Source organism: Sphingomonas fuzhouensis, assembly GCF_034659795.1.
GTDB classification, from domain to species: Bacteria; Pseudomonadota; Alphaproteobacteria; order Sphingomonadales; family Sphingomonadaceae; genus Sphingomonas; species Sphingomonas fuzhouensis.
In genome coordinates this window covers 41,467-64,643 of sequence record NZ_JAXSQY010000004.1, presented here as the reverse complement: position 1 = coordinate 64,643, position 23,177 = coordinate 41,467, and the positions used below count along the sequence as shown (strand labels likewise).

24 protein-coding genes are annotated in these 23,177 nt (G+C 67.0%); 8 read left to right on the top strand and 16 right to left on the bottom strand.

All coding sequences use genetic code 11. From position 1 onward, the window contains the following. Window positions 1-5: 5 nt before the first annotated feature. Window positions 6-1,958: a potassium transporter Kup gene (locus U1H82_RS10285; RefSeq protein ID WP_322965070.1), complete on the top strand. Its 1,953-nt coding sequence runs from the start codon at window positions 6-8 to the stop codon at window positions 1,956-1,958. Between the two features lie 177 nt (window positions 1,959-2,135). Here the strand turns inward: U1H82_RS10285 and U1H82_RS10280 are convergent, their stop codons facing one another. Continuing rightward, window positions 2,136-2,402 (bottom strand): hypothetical protein, encoded by a 267-nt coding sequence (locus tag U1H82_RS10280; protein ID WP_322964838.1) that lies wholly within the window; start codon window positions 2,400-2,402, stop codon window positions 2,136-2,138. A 128-nt stretch (window positions 2,403-2,530) separates the two neighbouring features. Further along, window positions 2,531-3,925, bottom strand: coding sequence for a DEAD/DEAH box helicase (locus tag U1H82_RS10275; protein ID WP_322964837.1), 1,395 nt, complete (start codon window positions 3,923-3,925; stop codon window positions 2,531-2,533). 274 nt (window positions 3,926-4,199) lie between these two features. Between U1H82_RS10275 and U1H82_RS10270 the strand changes: the two genes are divergently transcribed. Next, window positions 4,200-5,201 carry a fumarylacetoacetate hydrolase family protein gene (locus tag U1H82_RS10270; RefSeq protein WP_322964836.1) on the top strand — a complete coding sequence of 334 codons (1,002 nt, stop codon included), beginning with the start codon at window positions 4,200-4,202 and terminating at the stop codon, window positions 5,199-5,201. A 190-nt stretch (window positions 5,202-5,391) separates the two neighbouring features. Here U1H82_RS10270 and U1H82_RS10265 read toward each other — a convergent pair whose 3' ends face one another. Further along, on the bottom strand, window positions 5,392-5,814 hold the full coding sequence (locus U1H82_RS10265) for a 4a-hydroxytetrahydrobiopterin dehydratase (protein WP_322964835.1): 423 nt from the start codon (window positions 5,812-5,814) through the stop codon (window positions 5,392-5,394). Between U1H82_RS10265 and U1H82_RS10260 the strand changes: the two genes are divergently transcribed. The 4 genes from U1H82_RS10260 to U1H82_RS10245 are packed head-to-tail and all read left to right on the top strand — an operon-like array spanning window position 5,739 to window position 8,160. Next, window positions 5,739-6,173: a metallopeptidase family protein gene (locus U1H82_RS10260; protein WP_322964834.1), complete on the top strand. Its 435-nt coding sequence runs from the start codon at window positions 5,739-5,741 to the stop codon at window positions 6,171-6,173. The two genes, U1H82_RS10265 and U1H82_RS10260, sit on opposite strands and share 76 nt — an antisense overlap. Then, window positions 6,170-6,760, top strand: coding sequence for a heme ABC exporter ATP-binding protein CcmA (ccmA, locus tag U1H82_RS10255; RefSeq protein ID WP_322964833.1), 591 nt, complete (start codon window positions 6,170-6,172; stop codon window positions 6,758-6,760). The genes U1H82_RS10260 and ccmA overlap by 4 nt, the downstream gene beginning before the upstream one ends. Further along, window positions 6,757-7,395, top strand: coding sequence for a heme exporter protein CcmB (locus U1H82_RS10250; protein ID WP_322964832.1), 639 nt, complete (start codon window positions 6,757-6,759; stop codon window positions 7,393-7,395). Before ccmA ends, U1H82_RS10250 begins: the two co-directional genes overlap by 4 nt. Before the next feature lie 6 nt (window positions 7,396-7,401). Then, window positions 7,402-8,160, top strand: coding sequence for a methyltransferase (locus tag U1H82_RS10245; protein WP_322964831.1), 759 nt, complete (start codon window positions 7,402-7,404; stop codon window positions 8,158-8,160). 10 nt (window positions 8,161-8,170) lie between these two features. Here the strand turns inward: U1H82_RS10245 and U1H82_RS10240 are convergent, their stop codons facing one another. The 13 genes from U1H82_RS10240 to coxB form a co-directional block, all read right to left on the bottom strand. Next, window positions 8,171-9,040, bottom strand: coding sequence for a class I SAM-dependent methyltransferase (locus U1H82_RS10240; protein ID WP_322964830.1), 870 nt, complete (start codon window positions 9,038-9,040; stop codon window positions 8,171-8,173). A gap of 9 nt (window positions 9,041-9,049) precedes the next feature. Beyond that, entirely contained in the window at window positions 9,050-10,438 is a 1,389-nt protein-coding gene (gene thrC, locus U1H82_RS10235; protein ID WP_322964829.1) for a threonine synthase, read from the bottom strand. 13 nt (window positions 10,439-10,451) lie between these two features. Then, window positions 10,452-11,072, bottom strand: coding sequence for an SURF1 family cytochrome oxidase biogenesis protein (locus tag U1H82_RS10230; RefSeq protein ID WP_322964828.1), 621 nt, complete (start codon window positions 11,070-11,072; stop codon window positions 10,452-10,454). Window positions 11,073-11,079: 7 nt separating this feature from the next. Further along, the gene (locus tag U1H82_RS10225; protein WP_322964827.1) at window positions 11,080-11,535 is read right to left on the bottom strand and encodes a DUF983 domain-containing protein; all 456 of its coding nucleotides are present in this window, start codon (window positions 11,533-11,535) and stop codon (window positions 11,080-11,082) included. Next, window positions 11,495-12,406: a cytochrome c oxidase subunit 3 gene (locus U1H82_RS10220; RefSeq protein WP_322964826.1), complete on the bottom strand. Its 912-nt coding sequence runs from the start codon at window positions 12,404-12,406 to the stop codon at window positions 11,495-11,497. The genes U1H82_RS10225 and U1H82_RS10220 overlap by 41 nt, the downstream gene beginning before the upstream one ends. Before the next feature lie 37 nt (window positions 12,407-12,443). Next, window positions 12,444-12,983, bottom strand: coding sequence for a cytochrome c oxidase assembly protein (locus U1H82_RS10215; RefSeq protein ID WP_322964825.1), 540 nt, complete (start codon window positions 12,981-12,983; stop codon window positions 12,444-12,446). Continuing rightward, window positions 12,983-13,117, bottom strand: coding sequence for a cytochrome c oxidase system small membrane protein (locus U1H82_RS10210; protein ID WP_322964824.1), 135 nt, complete (start codon window positions 13,115-13,117; stop codon window positions 12,983-12,985). The genes U1H82_RS10215 and U1H82_RS10210 overlap by 1 nt, the downstream gene beginning before the upstream one ends. Next, the gene (locus U1H82_RS10205; RefSeq protein ID WP_322964823.1) at window positions 13,114-14,013 is read right to left on the bottom strand and encodes a heme o synthase; all 900 of its coding nucleotides are present in this window, start codon (window positions 14,011-14,013) and stop codon (window positions 13,114-13,116) included. The genes U1H82_RS10210 and U1H82_RS10205 overlap by 4 nt, the downstream gene beginning before the upstream one ends. 122 nt (window positions 14,014-14,135) lie before the next feature. Next, window positions 14,136-15,200 (bottom strand): NAD(P)-dependent alcohol dehydrogenase, encoded by a 1,065-nt coding sequence (locus U1H82_RS10200; RefSeq protein WP_322964822.1) that lies wholly within the window; start codon window positions 15,198-15,200, stop codon window positions 14,136-14,138. 162 nt (window positions 15,201-15,362) lie between these two features. Next, a complete protein-coding gene (locus tag U1H82_RS10195; protein ID WP_322964821.1) occupies window positions 15,363-16,751 on the bottom strand; it encodes a DUF1501 domain-containing protein in 1,389 nt (462 codons plus the stop codon). Further along, window positions 16,751-18,502, bottom strand: a complete 1,752-nt coding sequence (locus U1H82_RS10190; protein ID WP_322964820.1) for a DUF1800 domain-containing protein — start codon at window positions 18,500-18,502, stop codon at window positions 16,751-16,753. The genes U1H82_RS10195 and U1H82_RS10190 overlap by 1 nt, the downstream gene beginning before the upstream one ends. Window positions 18,503-18,707: 205 nt before the next feature. Continuing rightward, window positions 18,708-20,393: a cytochrome c oxidase subunit I gene (ctaD, locus tag U1H82_RS10185; protein WP_322964819.1), complete on the bottom strand. Its 1,686-nt coding sequence runs from the start codon at window positions 20,391-20,393 to the stop codon at window positions 18,708-18,710. A gap of 3 nt (window positions 20,394-20,396) precedes the next feature. Continuing rightward, window positions 20,397-21,602, bottom strand: a complete 1,206-nt coding sequence (gene coxB, locus U1H82_RS10180; protein WP_375339522.1) for a cytochrome c oxidase subunit II — start codon at window positions 21,600-21,602, stop codon at window positions 20,397-20,399. A gap of 239 nt (window positions 21,603-21,841) precedes the next feature. Between coxB and pyrE the strand changes: the two genes are divergently transcribed. Together pyrE and U1H82_RS10170 are read left to right on the top strand one after the other, a co-directional pair. Next, window positions 21,842-22,426: an orotate phosphoribosyltransferase gene (gene pyrE, locus U1H82_RS10175; protein ID WP_322964817.1), complete on the top strand. Its 585-nt coding sequence runs from the start codon at window positions 21,842-21,844 to the stop codon at window positions 22,424-22,426. Beyond that, window positions 22,423-23,151, top strand: coding sequence for a pyridoxine 5'-phosphate synthase (locus U1H82_RS10170; RefSeq protein WP_322964816.1), 729 nt, complete (start codon window positions 22,423-22,425; stop codon window positions 23,149-23,151). The genes pyrE and U1H82_RS10170 overlap by 4 nt, the downstream gene beginning before the upstream one ends. Window positions 23,152-23,177 lie beyond the last annotated feature (26 nt).

Genomic DNA, 23,177 nt, shown 5'->3' with positions numbered 1-23,177 from the left:
GCAAGATGACGGGCCATCCGATCCCATCGACCGACACGGGCGATGCGGGCGTGCGACGCCACCCTGCGCTTGCGGCGCTGACCATCGGGGCGATCGGCGTGGTGTTCGGCGATATCGGCACCAGCCCGCTCTACGCCTTTCGCGAGGCGCTGGCGCAATCGGCAGGCGACGGCATCGACCCCAGCGAGATTCTGGGCGTGCTCAGTCTCGCGCTCTGGTCGCTGATCCTGGTCGTGACGATCAAGTATGTCGTCTTCCTGATGCGCGCCGACAATCAGGGCGAAGGCGGGGTTCTGGCGCTGGCCGCACTGGCCCGGCGGGCGGCAGGCGCGCGCTCGCGCATTGCGCTGGTGCTGGGCGCGGCGGGGGCGTCGCTCTTCTACGGCGATGCGATCATCACGCCCGCTTTGTCGGTGCTGTCGGCGATGGAGGGGTTGCGGACCATCCCCTCGGCCGCATCGGTGTTCGACGAACATATCATCCGGCTCTGCACGATCGTCATCCTGGTCGCGCTGTTCTTCATCCAGTCGCGCGGCACGGCACAGGTGTCGAAGCTGTTCGGGCCGATCTGTATCCTCTGGTTCCTGGTCATCGGGGGCCTGGGCATGTGGCATATCGCCGACGAACCCTCGATCGCGCGGGTCGTCTGGCCGGGCTATGGCGTGGGTTTCCTCGCCAGCCATGGGGTGGTCGGGCTGTTCGTGCTGGGCGCGGTGTTCCTGACCGTCACGGGGGCCGAGGCGCTGACCGCCGATATGGGCCATTTCGGGCGGCTGCCGATCCGGATCGGCTGGTTCTCGCTGGTGCTGCCTGCGCTGGCGCTCAACTATCTGGGGCAGGGCGCCTTCGCGCTGTCCTCGCTGGAGCGGGCGACCGCCAATGGCCAGCCCTTCACCAACCAGGACTGGTTCTTCCTGATGGCGCCCGAGCCGCTTCGCCCCGCGCTGATCGTGCTGGCGGGGCTGGCGACCGTGATCGCGGCGCAGGCGGTCATCACCGGCGCCTTTTCACTGACCCAGCAGGCGATCCAGCTCGGTTTCCTGCCGCGGCTGCGGGTGCGCCAGACCTCGGCCGATTTTCAGGGGCAGATCTATCTCCCCGCGATCAACTGGCTGTTGCTGTTCGGGGTGCTGGTGCTGGTCATCCAGTTCAAGACCTCCTCGGCAATGGCGGCGGCCTATGGCATCGCGGTGACGGGGACGATGGTGGTGACGACGTGCCTCGCCTATCTGGTGGTGCGCCACCGCTGGGGCTGGTCGCGCGGGCTGGCGCTGGCGGCGATCCTGCCGTTCCTGACGCTCGACCTCGTCTTCTTCGGGGCCAATATCCTGCGCGTGATCGAGGGGGGCTGGGTGCCGCTGCTCGTCGGAGCGGGCGTCGGCCTGATCATCCATACCTGGGTGCGCGGGCGGGGGATCGTCTCGGCCTTCGAGAAGCGGCAGGCGATCCCGCTTGCCGATCTGGCCGCCGCGCTCGCCAAGCGTCCGCCCGAGCGGGTGCCGGGCACGGCGGTATTCCTGACCGCGAACCCCGCTTCGGCACCGGGGGCGCTGCTGCACAATCTGAAGCATAACAAGGTGCTGCACGCGCAGAATCTGGTGGTGACGATCCGCACCGCCGATCGCCCCTTCGTATCGGCCGAGTGCCGCGCGAAAGTCGAACGGCTGGACGACAATTTCGCGACCGTCGTGCTGATCTATGGCTTTATGGAAACGCCCGACGTGCCGCGAGACCTGCCCCGCGATCTGGGCGTCGAGACCAGGCCCGCCGGGTTGGACCCGATGAAGACCAGCTTCTTCATCGGCCGCAATACGCTCAAGCCCGAGGCGGAAAAGGGTATGCCGCTCTGGCAGGACCGGCTGTTCATGTTCCTGCAGCGCAATGCCAGCGACCCGACCGAATTCCTGCGGATTCCGCCGGGCAAGGTGCTGGAACTGGGTGAGCAGGTGACGGTGTAATATTGTCCTCCCCAAGCTCGCTTGGGGAGGGAGACCGCTCGGCGATAGCCGAGTGGTGGAGGGGCAGGGGGCGGCGCTTCATCCTGTTCCGGCCTTTGGTGATGGGGCAGGCCGCAGGGCCTTGCCCCTCCGTCACCGGGTTGGCGCCCGGCGGTCCCCCTCCCCAAGGAATAAGGGCTATAGCGTGACCTTGGGCGGCTTGGCCGCTTCGACCGCGACCAGGATCATCTTTTCCCAAATCGCGGGATCGCCCGCATCGGCCATGGCCTGATCGGGTTCGCGCAGTGTCCGCAGGACAGCCAGCGCATCGGCCATATGCTCGCGCCAATGCGCATCGACCAGCTTGGCGGCCGACTCCGAGTCGCCCCCGGCATTGGCGCTCAACCGCTGGCCGCACAGCACGCGGGCGATGCGTTCGGCGGCGGGAGTATGGGCAATATCCATGGCAACCTCTCCTGAAGCGTGGAAATCGTTACGCGTTCAACGCATCAGGATGGGCTTGGGGTTCAGACATGGAAAGGCCGCCCGTCGCTTTCGCAAGCGGGCGGCCACATATCCTGTCGGCGCGGCTATCAGCCCTGTGCGCCGCGACCGGCACCGCCGCCGCCACCGGGGCGACCCTGGCCGCCACGGCCGCGACCACCGCCGCCCGGACCACCGGCACCGCCGCCGCCGCCACGACGGCGCGGCTGGCGACCTTGGGGCGCGCGGCTGTCGGTCGCGCGCGGGTGATGGGTGGCACGCGGACGCGCCGGATCGCGCGGACGGTCGACGCGGGGGGCGGGATCGGCGCCGATCGCCTTGACCCGCTGCGACTTGATCGTCTCGGCGCGCTTCACGAAGTCGGCGGGCAGCGGAACGACATTGATCTTCTGCCGGGTCAGCTTCTCGATATCCTTCAGATACGGACGCTCATCCTCAGCGCAGAAGGCGATGGCCAGGCCCGAGCGGCCCGCCCGCGCGGTGCGGCCGATGCGGTGGACATATTGCTCGGCGACGTTGGGCAGCTCGAAGTTGAAGACGTGGCTGACGCCCGGAATGTCGATGCCGCGCGCGGCGATGTCGGTCGCCACCAGCACGCGGGTCTGGCCTGAGCGGAACTCACCCAGCGCCCGCTCGCGCTGGCCCTGGCTCTTGTTGCCGTGGATGGCGTTGGCGGCGATGCCGTTGCCCGCCAGCAGCTTCACGACGCGGTCGGCGCCATGCTTGGTGCGGGTGAAGACCAGCGCCAGCTCGATCGCGGGATCGGCGAGCAGGATGGTCAGCAGCGCCTGCTTTTCCTGTTGCGTGACGAAGGTCACCGACTGCTCGACACGCTCGGCGGTCGTGGAAACCGGCGTGACCGAGACGGTCGCGGGATTGTCGAGGAACTTGTCGGCCAGGTCGCGGATCGCGGCGGGCATGGTGGCCGAGAAGAACAGGGTCTGACGCTTGCGCGGGATCATCTTCACGATGCGGCGCAGCGCGTGGATGAAGCCCAGGTCGAGCATCTGGTCGGCTTCGTCGAGCACCAGGATCTCGATCATCGACAGGTTCAGGAAGCCCTGTTCGACCAGGTCGATCAGACGGCCGGGCGTCGCGACGAGGATGTCGACGCCGCGCGACAGGTCCTGCCGGTTCTTGTTCAGGCTGGTGCCGCCGAAGACGGTCGCCACCGCCAGCTTGGAGAACTTGGCATAGCCCTTCGCATTCTCGGCGATCTGGCTGGCCAGTTCGCGCGTGGGGGCAAGCACCAGCATCCGGCAATGGGTCGGCAGGACGCGCTTGTTCGCCTCGACCAGGCGCTGGATCGACGGCAGCACGAACGCGGCGGTCTTGCCGGTGCCGGTCTGGGCGATACCCAGCAGGTCGCGGCCTTCCAGCAGCGTCGGGATCGAATCGCGCTGGATCGGGGTGGGTTCGGAATAGCCCTTGGCTTCGAGCGCACGGACGAGCGGCTCGGCAAGGCCGAGTTCGGAAAAGGACATGGGATAACTTTCTGACATGGCGCGCGAGTCACGACAGGCCGCAAGCGCGGGCCGGGGTTGATGACACCCCGCGTGACAAGGGAAGCCTGAAGACAGGGTCGGGGCGGAGCCGGGACCAGATGGTCCGTTCACGCTGCAGGTGGACGCCTCGACGGGCGGGCATGTGCGCTGCCGCTTGCGGAAAGTCAAGTTTCGGGCAGGATCGCGTGTGCGATGCGTGACAATCGCGAGCAGATGGTTACATCTGATACCACATTGCGAAGAGGAGTCCTGCATGAAACTCGCCAGTCTGAAACAGGGTCGCGACGGCAAGCTGGTCGTCGTGTCGAGCGACCTCGCCTGGTATGCGGATGCGGGGCATATCGCGCCGACGCTGCAGGCCGCGCTCGACGATTGGGAGCGGCACGCGCCCGCGCTGGCCAATCTGGCGACCGATCTGGATCACGAAGCGATCCCGCGCGCGCGCTTCCATGAGCATGACGCGGCCTCGCCCCTGCCGCGCGCCTATCAATGGGCGGACGGCTCGGCCTATGTGAATCACGTCGCACTCGTCCGGCAGGCGCGCGGGGCGGAACTGCCCGAGAGCTTCTGGCATGATCCGCTGATGTATCAGGGCGGCTCGGACGGGTTCCTGGGGCCGCGCGACGCCATTCCGCTGGCCGATGAAAGCTGGGGCTGCGACCTGGAGGGCGAGGTCGTCGTCGTCACCGGCGATGTGCCGATGGGCGCGAGTCGCGAAGAGGCGCTGGCGGCGATCCGGCTGGTCGGGCTGACCAACGACGTGTCGCTGCGCGGCCTTATTCCGGGCGAGCTGGCCAAGGGGTTCGGCTTTTTCCAGTCCAAGCCCGCCTCCGCCTTCTCGCCGGTGTTCGTCACCCCCGAATCGCTGGGCGACTGGTGGCAGGACGGCAAGCTGCACCGGGTGTTGAAGGTCGACCTGAACGGCCAGCCCTTTGGCCGCGCCGATGCCGGACAGGACATGACCTTCGACTTCGGGACGTTGGTCGCCCATGCCGCCAAGACCCGCGCTTTGGGGGCGGGGACGATCATCGGGTCGGGCACCGTGTCCAACCGCGACTCGGACGGCGGACCGGGACGGCCGGTGGCCGAGGGCGGCGTCGGGTATAGCTGCATCGCCGAGGTGCGGATGATCGAGACGATCCGCGGCGGCGCGGCCGCGACGCCGTTCCTGAAGAAGGGCGATACCGTCCGCATCTGGATGGAGGACGACCGCCACCATCCGATCTTCGGCGCGATCGAACAGACGGTGGGGTGAAACCCAATCCTCCCCAAGCCATGCTTGGGGAGGGGGACCATCGCAAAGCGATGGTGGAGGGGCATGGCCCGGCGCTTTGCCAGTCTCCGACGATCGGTCATTCGGCGGGCCGCACGACCTTGCCCCTCCACCACCCGGCTGTTGCCGGGCGGTCCCCCTCCCCATCAAAGATGGGGAGGATTGGTTCGGCTCACCCCACCAGCGCGTCGATCGCCTCGGCCATGTCGATATCGCGCGCCGACAGGCCGCCCGCATCATGGGTGGTCAGCACGATATCGACCCGGTTCCACACATTGGACCATTCGGGGTGATGGTCAGCCTTTTCCGCCAGCATCGCGACGCGGGTCATGAAGCCGAACGCCTCGTTGAAGTCGGCGAAGACGAACCGGCGGCTGATCGCATCGCGCCCCTCGTCCCAGTCCCATTCGATCAGACCGTCCAGCGCCTCGTCCCGGTCCAGCTCGCTCAGCCGCTCCACCATCTGCGTCCCCTTGCTTCTCTTGTTCTTTTGACCGGCACAGCGGTAAGACGGCGGCCATGAGCGGGCAAGACGCGATCGGTGAAGCAGCCATGGGTGAAGCGCCGGGAGCCGATGCGATCGAGCGGATCGCACGGGATGCCATCGCGCGCCTGCCGTCCGAATTTCGCATCCATCTGGGCGATGTCGTCCTGATCGTCGAGGATTATGCCGATGACGAAACACTGGCTGCGCTAGGGATCGAGCATCCGCTCGACCTGACGGGCCTCTATCACGGACGGCCGGTGGGCGAGAAAAGCGCGATGGACTCCGGGGCCCTGCCCGACCGCATCCATCTCTATCGCCGTGCGATCCTGGACGAATGGATCGAGACGGGGGTGCGGCTCGACGATCTGATCGTGCATGTGACGATCCATGAGATCGGCCATCATTTCGGCCTGTCCGACGACGATATGCATGCGCTGGAAGACGCGGTGGACGTCGCCGCGACGTGATCCTCACCCTGTCCCAGGTCGCCTGTGTGCGCGGCGGGCGGCTGTTGTTCGCGCAATTATCGCTGACCCTGGCCGAGGGCGGGGCGGCGATCGTCACCGGCCCCAACGGCATCGGCAAGTCGAGCCTGCTCCGCCTCGCCGCCGGGTTGATCGCGCCGTTCGAGGGGCAGGTCGGCCGCATCGGGCGCATGGCCCTGATGACCGAGGATATCGCGCTCGACGCCGAACGGCGGCTGGGCGACGCGCTGTCGTTCTGGGCACGGCTGGACGGGCAGGGGGCAGCGGGCGAGCGGGTGGCGGCGTCGCTGGATGCGGTCGGCCTGGCGGCCCTGGATCAGGTGCCGTTGCGGTTGTTGTCGACCGGGCAGCGCCGCCGCGCCGCGCTGGCGCGGGTCTTGGCGGCACGGGCGCCGCTCTGGTTGCTCGACGAGCCGGGCAACGGGCTCGACACCGATGGCATCGCGATGCTGGAGCGGGCGATCGCGCGCCACCGGGCGTCGGGCGGGGCGGTGCTGCTGACCACGCATCAGCCGCTTGCCGTGCCGGAGGCCGTCATCGTGCCGCTGGCCGCGTCGGTCCCGGCATGAGCGCCGCGATCGCCCTGATCGCGCGCGACGTGCGGCGTGGCTATGCCGGGGGCGGGGCGGGGCTGGTCTGCGGCTTCTTCCTGCTCGCGGTGGTGTTGTTCCCCTTTGCCATCGGGCCGGACCGAGCCGTCCTGGCACGGGTCGGCGCGGGGGGGATCTGGGTCGCGGCGCTGCTGGCGGCGCTGTTGCCGGTCGAGCGGCTGGTCGCGCCCGATTGCGAATCGGGCTGGTTCGACCAGATTCGCGTGCATGGCCTGTCGCTGCCGCTGGTCATGGCGCTCCGGATCGTCGCGCATTGGCTGGCCTTTGCGCCGCCGTTGATGGCGGCGGCATTGGTCGCAGGCGGATTGTTCGGGCTGGAGGCGACAGCCGTGGTGCGGGTCGAGGCAGGGCTGTTGCTCGGCACGCCGGGGCTTGCGGCGCTGGCGGTGGCAACGGGCGCGCTGACCGCGGGATTGCGCGGGGCGGGCGGCTTGGCGGGACTGCTGCTCTTGCCGCTGGCCTTGCCGCTGCTGATCTTCGGCGCAGGCGGCGGCGATATGGGGGCGCTCAAGCTGCTTGCGGCGGTGTCGCTGATGCTGGTGGCGGGGGCGCCCTGGATCGCGGCGGCGGCGGTCCGATCGGTGCGCGACTGACGCGTCATGTCGGGGGCTGGAACCAGGACGGCGGCGCGGATCGCGCGGGCCTTTGACGCGGCGGCGGCCTATGACCGCCATGCCGTAGTCCAGCGTCAGGTCGCCGACTGGCTGGCCGGGGCGATCGTCGCCGCTGCGCCGCCCGCCCCGCGTGTGCTGGAGGTCGGATGCGGCACCGGTTTCCTGACCCAGGCGACCCGGCCCCGCCTGATCCGGCCCGACTGGCTGATGACCGACATCGCGCCCGCGATGCTGGCGCGGGGACTGGCGGGCCAACCGGGCGCGCGGGGGCGGGTGATGGATGGCGAGTCGCCCGACCTGCCGGATGAAGCACCGTTCGACCTGATCGTCAGCAGCCTGGCGGTGCAGTGGTTCGCCGATCTGGAGGGCGGATTGCGGCGATTGGCGGCGGTGCTCGCGCCCGGTGGACGGATGATGGTGACGACGCTGGTCGAGGGCACCTTCGCCGCCTGGCACGATGCCCACCGGGCGGAGGGGTTCGCGGCGGGCAGTCCAGGCTATCCGTCCGCTGACGCACTGGCGGCGATGGCATGGCCTGGGCTGCGCCTGACCCTGCGCCGGTTCGAGCAGCGCCACGACTCGGCGGCCGACTTCATGCGCGCGCTCCGTGCGATCGGGGCCGGCACCCCGCGCGACGGCCACCGCCCGGTGCCGCCCGGCGCGATGCGGCGGATCGCAAGGCGGTTCGAGGCGGACGGGGCGGTCGCGACCTATGACGTCGCGCTGATCGAGGTCGAGGGCTGAGGCGGTCCGCTTAGCGGCTCCACCGCGCCCAGATCGCGGTGGGCAGGGTCAGGCCGCGCGCTTCCTCGCGCACGCCGAGTTCGCCGCATTCGACCTTGCCGGGCAGGTCGGCCATCACCTGGCGCATCATCTCGCCGATCGCCATCGCCGACATGCGCACCGCATAGACGGTCAGGAACAGGAAGCGCGAGTCGGCGTCGAGCAACTGGCGGCAGTTCGCAATCAGGCCGGGCAAATCCTCTTCCAGCCGCCACACCTCGCCCTCCGGCCCGCGTCCGTACTTCGGCGGGTCGAGGAGAATGCCGTCATAGCGCCGCCCACGCCGCACCTCGCGCGCGACGAACTTGGCGGCGTCGTCGATGATCCAGCGCACCGGCGCATCGCCCAGCCCCGACAGCATCGCATTGCCGCGCGCCGCCTCGACCGATTTCTTCGAGGCGTCGACATGGACCATCTTGGCGCCCGCGCTCGCCATCGCCAGCGTGCCGACACCGGTATAGCCGAACAGGTTCATGCACTCGGGCTCGGCCAAACCGTCGACCTGCTCGCGCATCCAGCTCCACACGGGCGCCATGTCGGGGAAGAAGCCGAGATGGCGGAAGGGCGTGTTCTGCGCGGTGAAGCGTACCGCGTCCCACTTCAGCGGCCAGCCCTCACGCGGGACCGGCTCGTTGAAATTCCAGCGCCCGCCGCCATCCTCGTCCGAACCGGGCACGAACTCGGCCGCCGCGCGCCAGTCGGTGGTCGCGGGGGCCCACATCGCCTGCGGTTCGGGGCGGATGAAGCGGAACCGGCCATAGCGTTCCAGCTTGCGACCATGGCCGGAATCGACCAGCCCATAATCCGCCCAGGGCTCGCCGATCATCGTTTCGAGTTTCATGCGCCCGCGTTAGCGCAAACCATGCCCGTCGATAAAGGCCGTCACCGCATCGAAGGTGGCGGGCAGGGTGGTGAACCGCTCCTCGCGTTCGAACAGGTCGCCGACCCGGCGCGGCAGCGGGGGGCGGACGCCGGTTGCGCGTTCGACCGCATCGGTGAACTTGGCCGGGTGCGCGGTGGCGAGCGTCACCACCGGCGCGCGCATCCGGGCCGCGCGGGCGGCGGACAGCGCGATGGCGGTGTGCGGGTCGAGCACCTGGCCCGCCTGCTCATTGGCCCAGCGCATCGCGCGGCTCATGTCGTCGGCATCGATCCGCGCGCTGGTGAAGAGCGGGACGATCGCCTGGCTCTGCGCATTGGTCAGCCGCATCGCGCCCGTCGCCTCGAAACCCTTCATCTGCGCGGCCAGCGCACCGCCGTCGCGACCATTGGCGTCGAACAAGAGACGCTCGAAATTCGAACTGACCTGGATATCCATCGACGGCGTGGCGGTCGCCTGTACCTGCCCCTTGGAATAATCGCCCGAGGACAGCGCGCGGTGGAGGATGTCGTTGACGTTGGTCGCGACGATCAGCCGCTCGACGGGCAGACCCATGCGCGCCGCGACGTATCCGGCGAACACGTCGCCGAAATTGCCCGTCGGCACCGAGAAAGCGATGGCCTTGCCCGGCGCGCCCAGCCGGACGGCGGCGTAGAAATAATAGACGACCTGCGCCATCAACCGCGCCCAGTTGATCGAGTTGACCGCTGACAGGGTATGGCGATCGGCAAAGGCGCGGTCGTTGAACATCGCCTTCACCAGCGCCTGGGCGTCGTCGAAATTCCCCTCGATCGCGATATTATGGACGTTGGGGGCGAGCACCGTCGTCATCTGGCGGCGCTGGATTTCGGTCACGCGGCCAGCCGGATGAAGCATGAAGATGTCGATATTGGCACGCCCCGCCACCGCGTCGATCGCGGCCGATCCGGTGTCGCCGCTGGTCGCGCCGACGATGGTCAGGCGCGTGTCGGTGCCGCGTAGGAACCGCTCGAACAACAGCCCGAGCATCTGGAGCGCGACATCCTTGAACGCCAGCGTCGGACCGTGGAACAGCTCCAGCAGCCACTGGTCATGGTCGAGCTGGACCAGCGGCGTGACGGCGGCGTGCGAGAAACGGCCATAGGCGGCGTCGCACAACTCCTGAAGTTCCTCCGGCGACAGGCTGTCCCCGACGAACGGCGCCATGATCGTCGCGGCGGTCTGCGCATAGGACAGGCCCGCCAGCCCTTCGATCTGCTCAGGGGTCAGGGTCGGCCATTGCTCGGGCACATAAAGACCGCCGTCGCTGGCGAGACCGGCCAGGGTCGCGCCCCGGAAATCGAGGACGGGGGCGGAGCCACGGGTACTGAGATAGCGCATGATGCGCTGCGGCTTAACGGTGTGTGTGGTCGACCACAACCATTCGATTGCGCCGAATGACCGCCAAAACATAGATAATTGCGGCGATAGCGGCAAACAGGAACCATTGCACGGCATAGGCCAGGTGGTTGTTGGGAACCGCATCGAGATCGGGGCTGGGGTTGGGTTCCAGCCCGGACGCGGGGGTGTCGGCGACCAGCAGCATGGCTTGCGGGCGATGGTCGAAGGCCGACTGGATCAGCGAGCGGCTGTCGGGGGCATGGGCGACATAGCCGCTGACCCGCCCGCCGGGCCAAGAGATTTCCTTGCGCGGATCATGGGTGGTGCCGAGTTGAATCTGCAGCGTCCCCTGCGGCACCGAGCAGGTCGCGATCAGGCGGAACCCCGCCGCGCCCGCGCCCGCGCGACGGATCGTCACCGGCGGCCGGCATTCGGCCACCGCGCGGCGGAAGAGCAGGCGTTCGTCGGGAAACAGCGGAAAGGCGATGACCGGTCGCGTCGGATTGGCGGCGAGCTGGGCCAGATAGGCCTGTTTTTGCGGCCGTCGATCGAGCAACTGCCACAGCCCCAGCACGATCATCGCGGCGACCGCCAGGCCGACGATCAGCGTGGGGAGGATCGGCACGCGCCTCATGCGTCCCTCATGCGTCGTCGTCCGCGTCAGGTCGCACCACCGCGCCTTCGCGCGCTTCGTTGCGATATTCGGCGGCCATCAGCGCCCCCTTGGCGATGCGCAGGGCATAGACCACGCCGATAGCGGTCAGCGGCAGCCAGATCGCCATTTGCAGCCAGAGCGGGGGATGCAGCGTCAGTTCGACCGTGATCGCCGCGATGGTGATGATCGTGCCCAGGATCAGGGTCAGGAACGCCGCGGGGCCATCGCCGACGTTGAACCGCGTGAAGTCCAGCCCGCACGCGGCACATCGGTCAGCAAAGGTCACGACCTGCGTCGAGAAAAGTGGCCCGGCAAATAAATGTGGCTGGCCGCAACGCGGACACAGCCCCTGGAACGCGGCCTGCGCGATGGTGGGCGGCTTTGGGGGCGGAGGCGTGAACTCAGCCAAGATGAACCGGTGCGCCCCAGCCACCCCAGACATAGATGGTGACGAACAGGAACAGCCATACCACATCGACGAAATGCCAATACCAGGCGGCGGCCTCGAACCCGAAATGCTGGCGGGGCGTGAAGTCGCCGCGATAGGCACGGATCAGGCAGACGATCAGGAAGATGGTGCCGACGATGACGTGGAACCCGTGGAAGCCGGTCGCCATGAAGAAGGCCGCGCCGTAGTTCAGCCCCTTAAAGGGGAAGGGCGCGTGGATATATTCATAGGCCTGGATCGCACTGAAGATCACGCCCAGCACGACGGTCAGCCACAGGCCCTTGAGTACCCCGTCGCGGTCGCCAACACCCAGCGCGCCCCATAGCCCGCGCTTCTCACCGCCGCGCTGGTTGTGGATCAGCGCATGGTGCGCCCAGGTGACAGTGGTGCCGCTGGTCAGCAGGATCAGCGTGTTGAGCAAGGGCAGCTTGAAGGCATTGATGACCTCCAGCCCCTTGGGCGGCCATTGCGCGACGATGGCGGTCGCGCCCTCGGCCGCGCGTTCGACCTGGCCGTCGACGATGCTCATCGCGGTCGGGAACAGCGAGAAATCGAAAAAGGCCCAGAACCAGCCGACGAAGAACATCACTTCGGACGCGATGAACAGGATCATGCCGTAGCGGAAATGCAGCTGCACGACCGGGGTATGGTCGCCATGATGCGCCTCGCGCACCACGTCCGCCCACCAGCTGCCCATGCAGAACAGCACCGCCGCTAGGCCCGCCAGGAACGCCCAGCCGCCGCCGGGCGCGCTGTGCATCCACATGATCGCGCCCGAGGCCATCAGCAACGCCGACATCGAACTGGCCAGCGGCCAGGGGCTCGGCGGCAGGATATGATAGTCGTGGTTCTTCGCGCCAGCCATGATCCCGTCCCTATATTTTTGCTATTTTGGGGACAGGCTAACCCGCTTTCTTGCCCAAATCCACCGGGTAAAATGTGTAGGACAGGGTGATGGTCTCGATGTCGCGCGCGTCGGGGTCGTTCAGAATCTTCGGATCGATGAAGAAGATCACCGGCATCCGCGCCGTCTCACCGGGTTGCAGCGTCTGCTGGGTGAAGCAGAAGCACTGGATTTTGGTGAAATAGCGGCCCGCCTGATCGGGGGTGACGTTGAAGGTCGCGGTGCCCGTCACCGGAACCTTCGCCTTGTTGGTGGCGGTGAAGAACACCATGTCGCGCGCGCCGATATCGACGGTTTCGTGCGGATTTTCGGGCTTGAACGTCCAGGCGAGCCGCGAGGAAACATTGGCGTCGAAATTGACCGTGATCTGGCGGTGGATGCTGCCGGGTGCGCGCGCGCCCCGCTGGGTCGTGCCCTGATAGCCCGTCACCTGGCAGAACATGCGGTAGAGCGGCACGCTGGCAAAGGCGAGGCCGGTCATGAACACCACGCCGAACAGCGCGAGGGCGACCGTCCTACCCTGGCGCGTCAGCCGCATCAGTGCATGCCCGCCCGAATCTTCGACAGGGTGATGAAGAAGATCAGCACCACCAGAAAGCCGAGCAGCAGCGCCATCACGGTGGCGCGGGCGCGCTGCTTGGCGCGAATCCGATTCGAGTCGTCAGGCATCATGCCCAACGATCCACCACCAGCGCGCCAAAGAGAAGGAAAAGATAGAGAATCGAATATTTGAAGAGCCGTTTTTCCGGCTTCATCGCGTCGTCTGCCTGCGTGTGGCGAAAGGCGACGATCGCGGCATAGGCGGCGAACAGCGCAGTCCCGGCGGTCGCGATCACGCCATAGATCGCCCCCGTCAGCCCCAGCGGCCAGGGCGCGACGGCGGTGATCGCCATCGGGATGGTGTAGAGCCCGATCTGTGCACGGGTCACCCGCTCGCCCGCGACCACGGGCAGCATCGGCACGCCCGCATTGGCGTAATCGGTCTTCACGAACAGCGCGAGCGCCCAGAAATGCGGCGGCGTCCATAGGAAGACCAGGCTGAACAGCAGAAAGGGCAGGAGTGCGATCTCGCCGGTCGCCGCCGCCCAGCCGATCAGCGGCGGAAACGCGCCCGCCGCCCCGCCGATGACGATATTCTGCGGCGTCCGACGCTTCAGCCAGACGGTATAGACCAGCACGTAGAACAGGATGGAGACGGTCAGGATAGCGGCCGCGACATAATTGACCGCCAGGCCCATCAGAATGACCGAGAAACAGGCGAGGCCAACCCCGAAATGCAGCGCCGATTCGCGGGTCATGCGCCCGGCGGGCAGCGGCCGCTTGGCGGTGCGGCGCATCAGCGCGTCCAGGTCTGCCTCATACCACTGGTTCAGCGCCCCCGCCGCACCCGCGCCCAGCGCGATGCACAGGATCGCGGTGAAGCCGATCACCGGATCGACCCCCACGGGCGCGGCCAGCATCCCGCACAGGCCGGTGAACACCACCAACGTCATCACCCGCGGCTTGGTGAGCGCCAGAAAGTCGCGCCAGTCGGCGGGAACGAAGACGGATGAGGGAATGCTGGACATGGGAGCCCTGCATATAGGGCTTGGCGAGGAGGGGGGCAATCGAAGTGGGCGATGTTGAAGCACCCAACCCGCCACACGCGCACCCCCTCCCGCTTGCGGGAGGGGCGTGGGACTCATGCAGGTCAGCCTCGCTTCAACGTCGCCATATCGATGACGAAGCGATACTTCACATCGCTCTTCTGCATCCGGTCATAGGCGGTGTTGACCTCGTCCATCGCGATCATCTCGATGTCGGCGGTCAGACCATGCTGGTGGCAGAAGTCCAGCATCTCCTGCGTCTCGGCGATGCCGCCGATCAGCGAGCCCGCCAGCGAACGGCGGCGGAAGACGAGCGCGCCGACCGAGGGCGAGGGATGCGGCGAGTCGGGCACGCCGACCAGCGTCATCGTGCCGTCGCGCTTCAGCAGCATCAGGAAGGCGTCGAGATTATGCGGCGCGGCGACGGTGTTCAGGATGAAGTCGAAGCTGTTGGCGTGCTCAGCCATCTGCGCCTCGTCCTTCGACACGATCAGGCCCTTGGCGCCCAGCCGCTTGGCATCCTCGGCCTTGCCCGGCGAGGTCGAGAAGACATAGACCTCGGCCCCCATCGCGGCGGCGATCTTCACGCCCATATGGCCCAGGCCGCCCAGACCGACGATGCCGACCTTCTGGCCCGGTCCGACCTTCCAGTGACGTAAGGGAGAATAGGTGGTGATGCCCGCGCAGAGCAAAGGCGCGACGGCGGCCAGATCGGCTTCGTCATGGTTGATCTTCAGGACGAAGCCTTCCTTGACCACGATATGGTCGGAATAGCCGCCAAAGGTATGGCCACCCAGCACGGGATCGGGGCCGTTATAGGTGCCGACAAAGCCGGTCCCTTCGCAATATTGCTCCTCGCCGTCATGGCAGGAGGGGCAGTGGCCGCAGCTGTCGACCATGCAGCCGACGCCGACCAGATCGCCGACCTGGTACTTGGTGACGTCGCCGCCCACGGCGGTCACGCGGCCGACGATCTCATGCCCCGGCACGCACGGATATTGGGTGCCCGCCCACTCACCGCGCGCGGTGTGCAGGTCGGAATGGCAGACGCCGCAATAGAGGATGTCGATCGCGACATCGTCACCTTGGGGATCGCGACGCTCGAAGGAAAAGGGCGCGAGCGGGGTCTCGGCCGACTGGGCGGCATAACCCTTGGCGGGCGTGGGCATGGAAGCTCCTCTGGAAATCGGTAACGCGAACGAACGGACGCGGCCGCCCATATGGGGGCCGCGCCATTCGGTGCCAGACAGATGGAGCGTTAAGTTTTTCGATCGGCGCTGATCGAAGAATTGTTCCAGATCAATATGTTATATTGTCACTCTGGGCCGGATTTACCCCATGAACCCTTGGTTCCAGGTCGAGGCGTCGTAATTGCCGATATTGGGCAACACCGTACGCAGACCGCTTGAGTCGATCCCGAACCAGCTGGCCAGTGTCGCGGCATATTGGTCGACCGACATGGTGGGGATCAGGCGGCCCTGGCCGACATCGTCGCTGGTGTTGTTGCCGACGGTCGGCGCCTTGCCATAGAAACGCTGCCCGCGCACCGCGCCGCCGACGATGAAGTGCATGCCTCCCCAGCCATGGTCGGAGCCGTCGTCGTTCGACTGGAGCGTCCGCCCGAAGTCCGATGCGGTGAAGCTGGTCACCTGATTGGCGACGCCCATCGCATTGGTCGTGTCGTAAAAAGCCTTCATCGCCGCCGACACCTTGGACAACAGCCCCGGATGCTGGGCGACCAGATTGTCGTGCAGGTCGAACCCGCCCATCGATACGAAGAACACCTGGCGCTTCAGGCCCAAAGTCTGGCTGATCGCAATCATCCGCGCGACCATCTTCAACTGGTCGGCGAGATTGTTGTTCGTGGGGAAGAGCGGGAAATTGGCCGCCGGGGCCCCGGCCAGCGCACTGCTGAGCTGCGCCTGCACGTCGAAGGCGCGCTTGGTGATGCGGGCATGTTCGCTCGCCATCGCAAAGCTCGATTCGGTGGTCATCAGCGACCGCAGCGTGTCGAGCGCGGAGGACGAACCGTACAGCGTCTTGCTGCTGTTGAGCAAAGCGACCGGGCCGCCGGTGCCCACCGCATATTGGATCGCGGTCCGCCCGCTCAGATAGACCGCATTGCCGCTGGTGTTGATGCAGGTCAGCGCGGCGGTGCCGTTGCCGCTCTGGAACATGTCGCCGATCCGCCCGCCCCAACCGCTGTTCGCGCCCTCGGGACTGGAGGCCTGGAAGAAGCTCTGCTGATCGTTATGGCTGAACAGCTTGGGCGGCAGCTTGACGCTGTGGCTGTTGAACTGCGCCTTGGTGGTCGGCTCGACCAGCGTGCCGACATTCAGCGCCACCGCCATCTTGCCCGCCGCGAAGAGCTGGCTCATCTCGGGCATCGACGGCGACAGGGCATAGACGCGCCCACCGGGCAGCGCGACGGCGGGGTTCAGGACGCTGCCCGCCAGCACATCGCGTTGATAGCCGATATTGGCGCGCGCGGCGCGATAAGCGGCAAAGCTGGTTTCGTCATAGGGGACCAGCGTGTTGGCGTAATCATTGCCGCCATAGAGGAACACGCAGACCAGCGCCTTGTAATCGGACGCGGTGGCCGCCGCCGCCTCGCCGATCGCGGCCAGGCTGGAGACGAAGGGGGTCGCGGTCCCGGCCAGGCCGAGCAGCGCACTGCGCTTGAGGAAAGCGCGGCGGGATTGGTCTTGCATCATGCTCATCACCGCAGGTTCAGATAATCGGGGGAGGCCATGGTCAGCATGATCGCGATGCCGACCCGGTTGATCGGCCCGTTGGTCGCGGTGGCCGACACGCTGTCGACGGCGCCGCGGATCGCGCTGATCGTCGCGCTCGACAATTGCCCGGCGGCCAGCACCAGGTTGATCTCGTCGACCAGCGCCTTGCTGTCGGCGGCCAGCGTCAGGATCGCGCTATAGTCCGCCTTCACATCGCCGGTGCCGTTGGCGATCAGGCCGTACATATAGTTCACATAGGCCACGACGCTCTGTTCGTTGGTGATCTGGAACTCCGGCGCGACCAGGCCATTGCTCGCCAGGCTGGTGCCTGGCGGGGTGTAGCCGGGGCGGTAGAAGTTGAAGACGGAGGGGCTGTGTCCCTTGGCCTGGCCCAGCCGTGTCGTCGGGTTGGAGGTGTCGCCGATGGCCCAGGCATTGGACGGCGAATTGACCCCGAAGGCGCGCGCCCAGCCGGTCAGCCGCAGCACCGGCTCGCGCAGCTTGCCCGCTGTCGCGGCAGTGGGCAGGGTGCGCGCCTCGCTGTCGAGCAGGATGGCGCGGATCACCGCCTTCATGTCGCCGCGCACGCCCTGGCCGTTATCGGCGAACTTGGTCGCGACCCGGTTGATATAGGCGGGGGAGGGATTGCTGGTGACCAGCCGCTGGATCAACTGCTTCGAGACGAAGGGCGGCACGTTGGGGTGTGCGAAGATCGTGTCGAGCGCGCTCTTGATCGCCGCCATGCCGCCACCGGTGACGGTGGTGCCCAGGAAGCTCGCCGTGCCGGTCTCGTTCACCCCGGCGTTCATCACCAACGGCATCCGATAGCGGGCGGGCGTCGCGGTGTCGGCGGTCGCGGGCGACAGGCCGGTGAACACCCGCGCCAGCCCCGAGACATCGGCCTGGACATAGGTTTCGATCGGCTGGCCGCCATTCATCTTCAGCGAGCCGTCCATGTTCATCTGGTACAGGCCAAGCGTGAACAACTGCATCAGCTCGCGCGCATAATTCTCGTCGGGTTGCGCGCCGGTCTTGGGATTGGCCTTCTTGTTGTACAGGAAGGTCAGGAACGTCCCCATCGCGAAATTGGTCGTGATCGCGCCCAATATGTCGCGGTAATTGCCAAAGGCGTTGTCGAGCAGGATGTCGACATAGGCCGCCATGCTGAACGCCCGCCACTGGTCCGACACGCCGTCGATGCCGACGACCAATATGTCGAGCAGCGCCATGCCGACCCGCTGGCGCAGCTGGTCGGGCTCGACGATCATCTGTCGCCAGAGCGTGGGGTCCAGGCCGGACAGGTAATTGCGGTTGGTCGCCGCGTCATAGCCACCCGCGACCAGCCAGTCCCAATGGGTGGTCGCGCGGGGCAGGGCCATCTGGTCGGTCAGCCAGCCGTCATAGCCGCGCGAGACGACCGCATCGATCGTGCTGCGTGTCGCGCCCATGGTTGCCTGTGCCAGGAAGCGGCTTGCCTCGGTCGTGGTGGGGGCGGCGTTGACCACGACGACGGGCGTCGTCGCACCTGCGGTGGTCGCGGAGCTGCCGCTTGCACTGGCGCTGGTGCTTGCGCCGCCACTGCCGCCGCCGCCACAGGCCGCCAGCGCGAGCAGCGGCAGGGCCGCGCCGCCATTGGCGAGTGTCGAATGGCTCGATCGTGTCGCGACGACAGGCACCTGCGCACCGTCGTCCGCGGTCGCCGTCATCGGCGCCGCCGGATTGTCCCGCCCCGTCATTGGATATCCCACCCGCTAACCGCCACCTGTCGGGCGATGGGCGCAGGATGTAACCAATGCGGCTAACGAAGTATGAAGGGGTTCCTCGGTTCGTCGCAGCCGGGACGCATTTCGGCCGATACGGACCTATCGTGACGTTATCGTAATGAAAAAGACCCCGAAACTCGGTTCCGGGGCCTCGTTCAAACGGTGGAAATCGCCGGGATCAGTCGATCTGCGGCAGCGTCTCGAACTGGTGATAGGGCGGCGGGCTGGACAGCGTCCATTCCAGCGTCGTCGCGCCTTCGCCCCAGGGATTATTGCCCGCCGGTTTGCCGGCCGCCAGCGACCAGAACAGGTTGATGAAGAAGATCACCATGCCGATCGCCATGATCTCATAGCCATGGGTGGCGAGCTTGTTCCACTCGGCGAAGGCGGCGGGATAGTCGGGAATGCGGCGCGGCATGCCCTGCAGGCCCAGGAAGTGCATCGGGAAGAACAACAGGTTCACGCCGATGAAGAACACCCAGAAATGCAGCTGGCCGAGAACCTCGTTATACATCTTCCCAGACATCTTGGGGAACCAGTAGTAAAAGCCCGCGAACAGCGCGAAGACCGCGCCCAGCGACAGGACGTAGTGGAAGTGCGCCACGACATAATAAGTGTCGTGCATATAATCGTCGATGCCGCCATTGGCGAGCACGACGCCGGTCACGCCACCGACGGTGAACATGAAGATGAAGCCGATCGCCCAGACCATCGGCGTCTTGAACGACAGCGAGCCGCCCCACATGGTCGCGATCCACGAGAAGATCTTGATGCCGGTCGGCACCGCGATGATCATCGTCGCGGCGGTGAAGTACATCTTGGTGTTCACGGAGAGGCCGGTGGCGAACATATGGTGCGCCCACACGACGAAGCCGACCACACCGATCGCGACCATGGCATAGGCCATGCCGAGATAGCCGAAGACCGGCTTGCGGCTGAAGGTCGCGATGATCTGGCTGACGATGCCGAAGCCCGGCAGGATCATGATGTACACTTCGGGGTGGCCGAAGAACCAGAAGAGATGCTGGTACAGGATCGGGTCGCCGCCCCCGGCGGGGTCGAAGAAGGTCGTGCCGAAGTTGCGATCGGTCAGCAACATGGTGATCGCGGCGGCCAGCACCGGCAGCGAGAGCAGCAGCAGGAAGGCCGTCACCAGCACCGACCAGACGAACAGCGGCATCTTGTGCAGCGTCATGCCCGGCGCACGCATGTTGAAGATAGTGGTGATGAAGTTGATCGCGCCCAGGATCGACGAGGCGCCCGCCAGGTGGAGCGCGAGGATCGCCATGTCCACCGACGGCCCCGGCTCGCCGAATGTCGATAGCGGGGCATAGGCGGTCCAGCCCACGCCCGCGCCCGCCCCGAAAAAGGGCGAGGCGAGCAACAGCGTGAAGGCCGGGATCAGCAACCAGAAGGACACGTTGTTCATGCGCGGGAACGCCATGTCGGGCGCGCCGATCATGATCGGCACGAACCAGTTGCCGAACCCGCCGATCATCGCGGGCATCACCATGAAGAACACCATGATGAGGCCGTGCGCGGTGATGAGCACGTTCCACAGGTGCAGCGACTGGTCGAGGCTCTGCGCTCCGCCGTGCAGCATGCCTGCCCAGATGCCCAGATACTGGATGCCCGGTTCGCGCAGTTCGGCGCGCATCAGGCCGGAGATCGCGCCGCCGATGATCCCTGCGACGATCGCGAAGATCAGATAGAGGGTGCCGATATCCTTGTGATTGGTCGACAGGAACCAGCGCGCGAAGAAGCCGGGCTTGTGATCTGCCCCATGGTCATCGCTGCGGTGCGCGTGGTGGTGATCCTCATGACCGACAAAAGCCGATCCGGAGTGCAGTGCGGTGTCGGTCATGGCTTATTGTCCAGCGTTGCCGGGGCCAGCCGGATTTCCGGTGGCGCCTTGCGTCGTTAACAGCGCAGCGTCGGCGTCCGTGGTCGGACGCAGCGCGGGCTCGTTGCCGTTGTCGGGGCCGGTGATCGAGTCCGCCTCCTTGGCTTCCTCCCGCATCACCGCCGAGCCGATCGCTCCCGGCTGCGGGATCACCGAGGCGGAGGGCGCGGCCGATCCCGGCATCTTGCCGCCCTTGGCCGCGACCCAGGCGGCGAACTGCGCCGGGCTCACGGCCTGTACCGCGATCGGCATGAAGGCATGGCGCGCGCCGCACAGTTCGGAACATTGGCCGAAATACAGGCCCGGCTTCTCGATGGTGAAGCTCGTCTCGTTCAACCGACCGGGCACCGCGTCCAGCTTCATCCAGAAGGCCGGGATCGCCCAGCTATGGATGACGTCGTTCGAGGTGGTGATCAGGCGGATCGGCACGCCGACCGGCAGGACGATGCGGTTGTCCACCGCCAGCAGGCGCGGACCATCGGCATCGGTGCGCGCCCGCTCACCGGGGGCGACCTGATCCTTTTCCTTCAGCATGTTGGCGGTGATCTCGATCCCGCCATGATCCGGATATTGATAGGTCCAATACCATTGGTTGCCGATCGCCTTCAGCGTGACCGCGCCCGCGGGTGCAGGCTTGAACTGCGCCTGGAGCAGGCCGATCGAGGGGATGGCGATCAGGACGAGCACGACCACCGGGCCCAGCGTCCACAGCACCTCGACCAGCGTGTTGTGGCTGGTCTTGGACGGCACCGGATTGGCGGCGCGGCGATAGCGGAACACGACCCAGGCAAGCAGCAACAGGACGAGGACGCAGATCACGGTGATGACGGGCAGCAGCACGTCATTGTGCATCCAGTGCGCGAACGCCCCGTTCTTCGTCACCTGCGGCTGGAGCCCGAAGCGACCGTCGATCGGCAGGCCGACCTTGGGATCGATCGCGATCGCGGGCGCGCCGTCCTGCGCCAGCAGCGGGCTGGTCGGCGCCGCGGTGGCGGGGGCGGCGGCGCTGGTCGGTGCGGTGTTGGAAACGCCCGCTCCTTCGGCGGCGGCCTGCGGCGCGGGGGCGGCTTTCGGGGCAGGGGGCGCGGCCGGAGTCGCGAAGGCGGCACCCGACAGCGCAGCGCATCCCAGCCCGGCGGCGATCGCCAGCGCCTTCATGCCTTTGGGCATCCTCATCCTCCGGGGTCCGGACATGCGCTTGGCCTCGCTCATCCCGCTCTCGTCTCCCATCTCCCTCGCCAATCCATCAGTCGTCCGACGGGCTTTGACGGGGCCTCATGTCGTTCTTGTTAGGCGGACTATAGCACGGGACCGCGCCCCCTCAACCCTTGAGCGTCACATGCCAGATTGCGTGGGCGGCGGCGCGATCCTATGAGGCCGGGTCATCTGACCGATGCCGGAGTTGCCCCATGACCGATGAAGACGTCCTCGCCGAGTTCCGTGCCGCCGAGGCGCTACTCGAGGGGCATTTCATCCTCTCCTCCGGCCTGCGCAGCCCGCGCTATCTGCAATGCGCGCGCGTCCTGATGGACCCCGCGCGCGCGGCGCGGCTGTGCGAGGCGGTCGCGGCCAAGATTCCGGCGGATATCAAGGCGCAGATCAGCGCCGTCGTTGCCCCCGCGATGGGCGGTGTCATCGTCGGCCATGAAATGGCGCGCGCGCTGGGCGTGCCGGGCATGTTTCTGGAACGGCCCGAGGGAACCTTCCACCTGCGCCGTGGCTTCCGCCTTGATGCAGGTCAGAAAGTGCTGATGATGGAAGACGTGGTCACCACCGGCCTGTCCAGCCGCGAGGCGATCGCCGCCATCGCGCGCGAAGGGGGCGAGACGATCGCCGCCGCCGCGCTGGTCGACCGGTCGAACGGGGCGGCCGATCTGGGCGTGCCCTTCTTTCCGCTGATCCGCCTCGACGTGCCGAGCTACAGCCCCGACGATCTGCCGCCCGAACTGGCCGCGATCCCCGCGATCAAGCCGGGGAGCCGCGCGGCGGCATGACCGAGCATTTGCGCCTCGGCGTCAATATCGACCATGTCGCGACCGTGCGGAATGCGCGCGGGGCGGGCTATCCCGATCCGGTCAAGGCGGCGCTGGTTGCGGCGGACGCGGGCGCGGACGGCATCACCGCGCATCTGCGCGAGGATCGGCGGCACATCACCGACGACGATATCGCGCGGCTGTCGGCGGAACTGACCGTGCCGCTCAACCTGGAAATGGCGGCCACGCAAGAGATGCTGGCCATCGCGCTGAAGCATCGCCCCCACGCCGCCTGCATCGTGCCCGAAAAGCGCGAGGAGCGGACGACCGAAGGCGGGCTGGATGCCGCCGGGCAGCGTGAATGGCTCAGCCCCATGGTGGCCAGGCTGGGCGAGGCGGGCATCCGCGTCTCGCTGTTCATCGAACCCGATCCCCGCCAGATCGAGGCGGCGCTGCATCTGCGCGTGCCGGTCGTCGAGCTGCATACCGGCCGCTACGCCGAGCTGGACGGCGAGGCACGGGCACAGGAACTGCGCCGCCTGTCGGACGCGGCGGCGCTGGCGGCGAAGAACGGGATCGAGGTTCATGCCGGGCACGGCCTCACTTACGACAATGTCGCGCCGATCGCGGCGATCCCGCAGGTGCGGGAGTTGAACATCGGGCACTTCCTGATTGCCGACGCGCTGTTCGTCGGCCTGCCCGAGGTGGTGCGCAAGATGCGCGCCGCGATGGACCTGGCGCGGTGATGAGTGTTCCCCATTCCTCCCCTGCA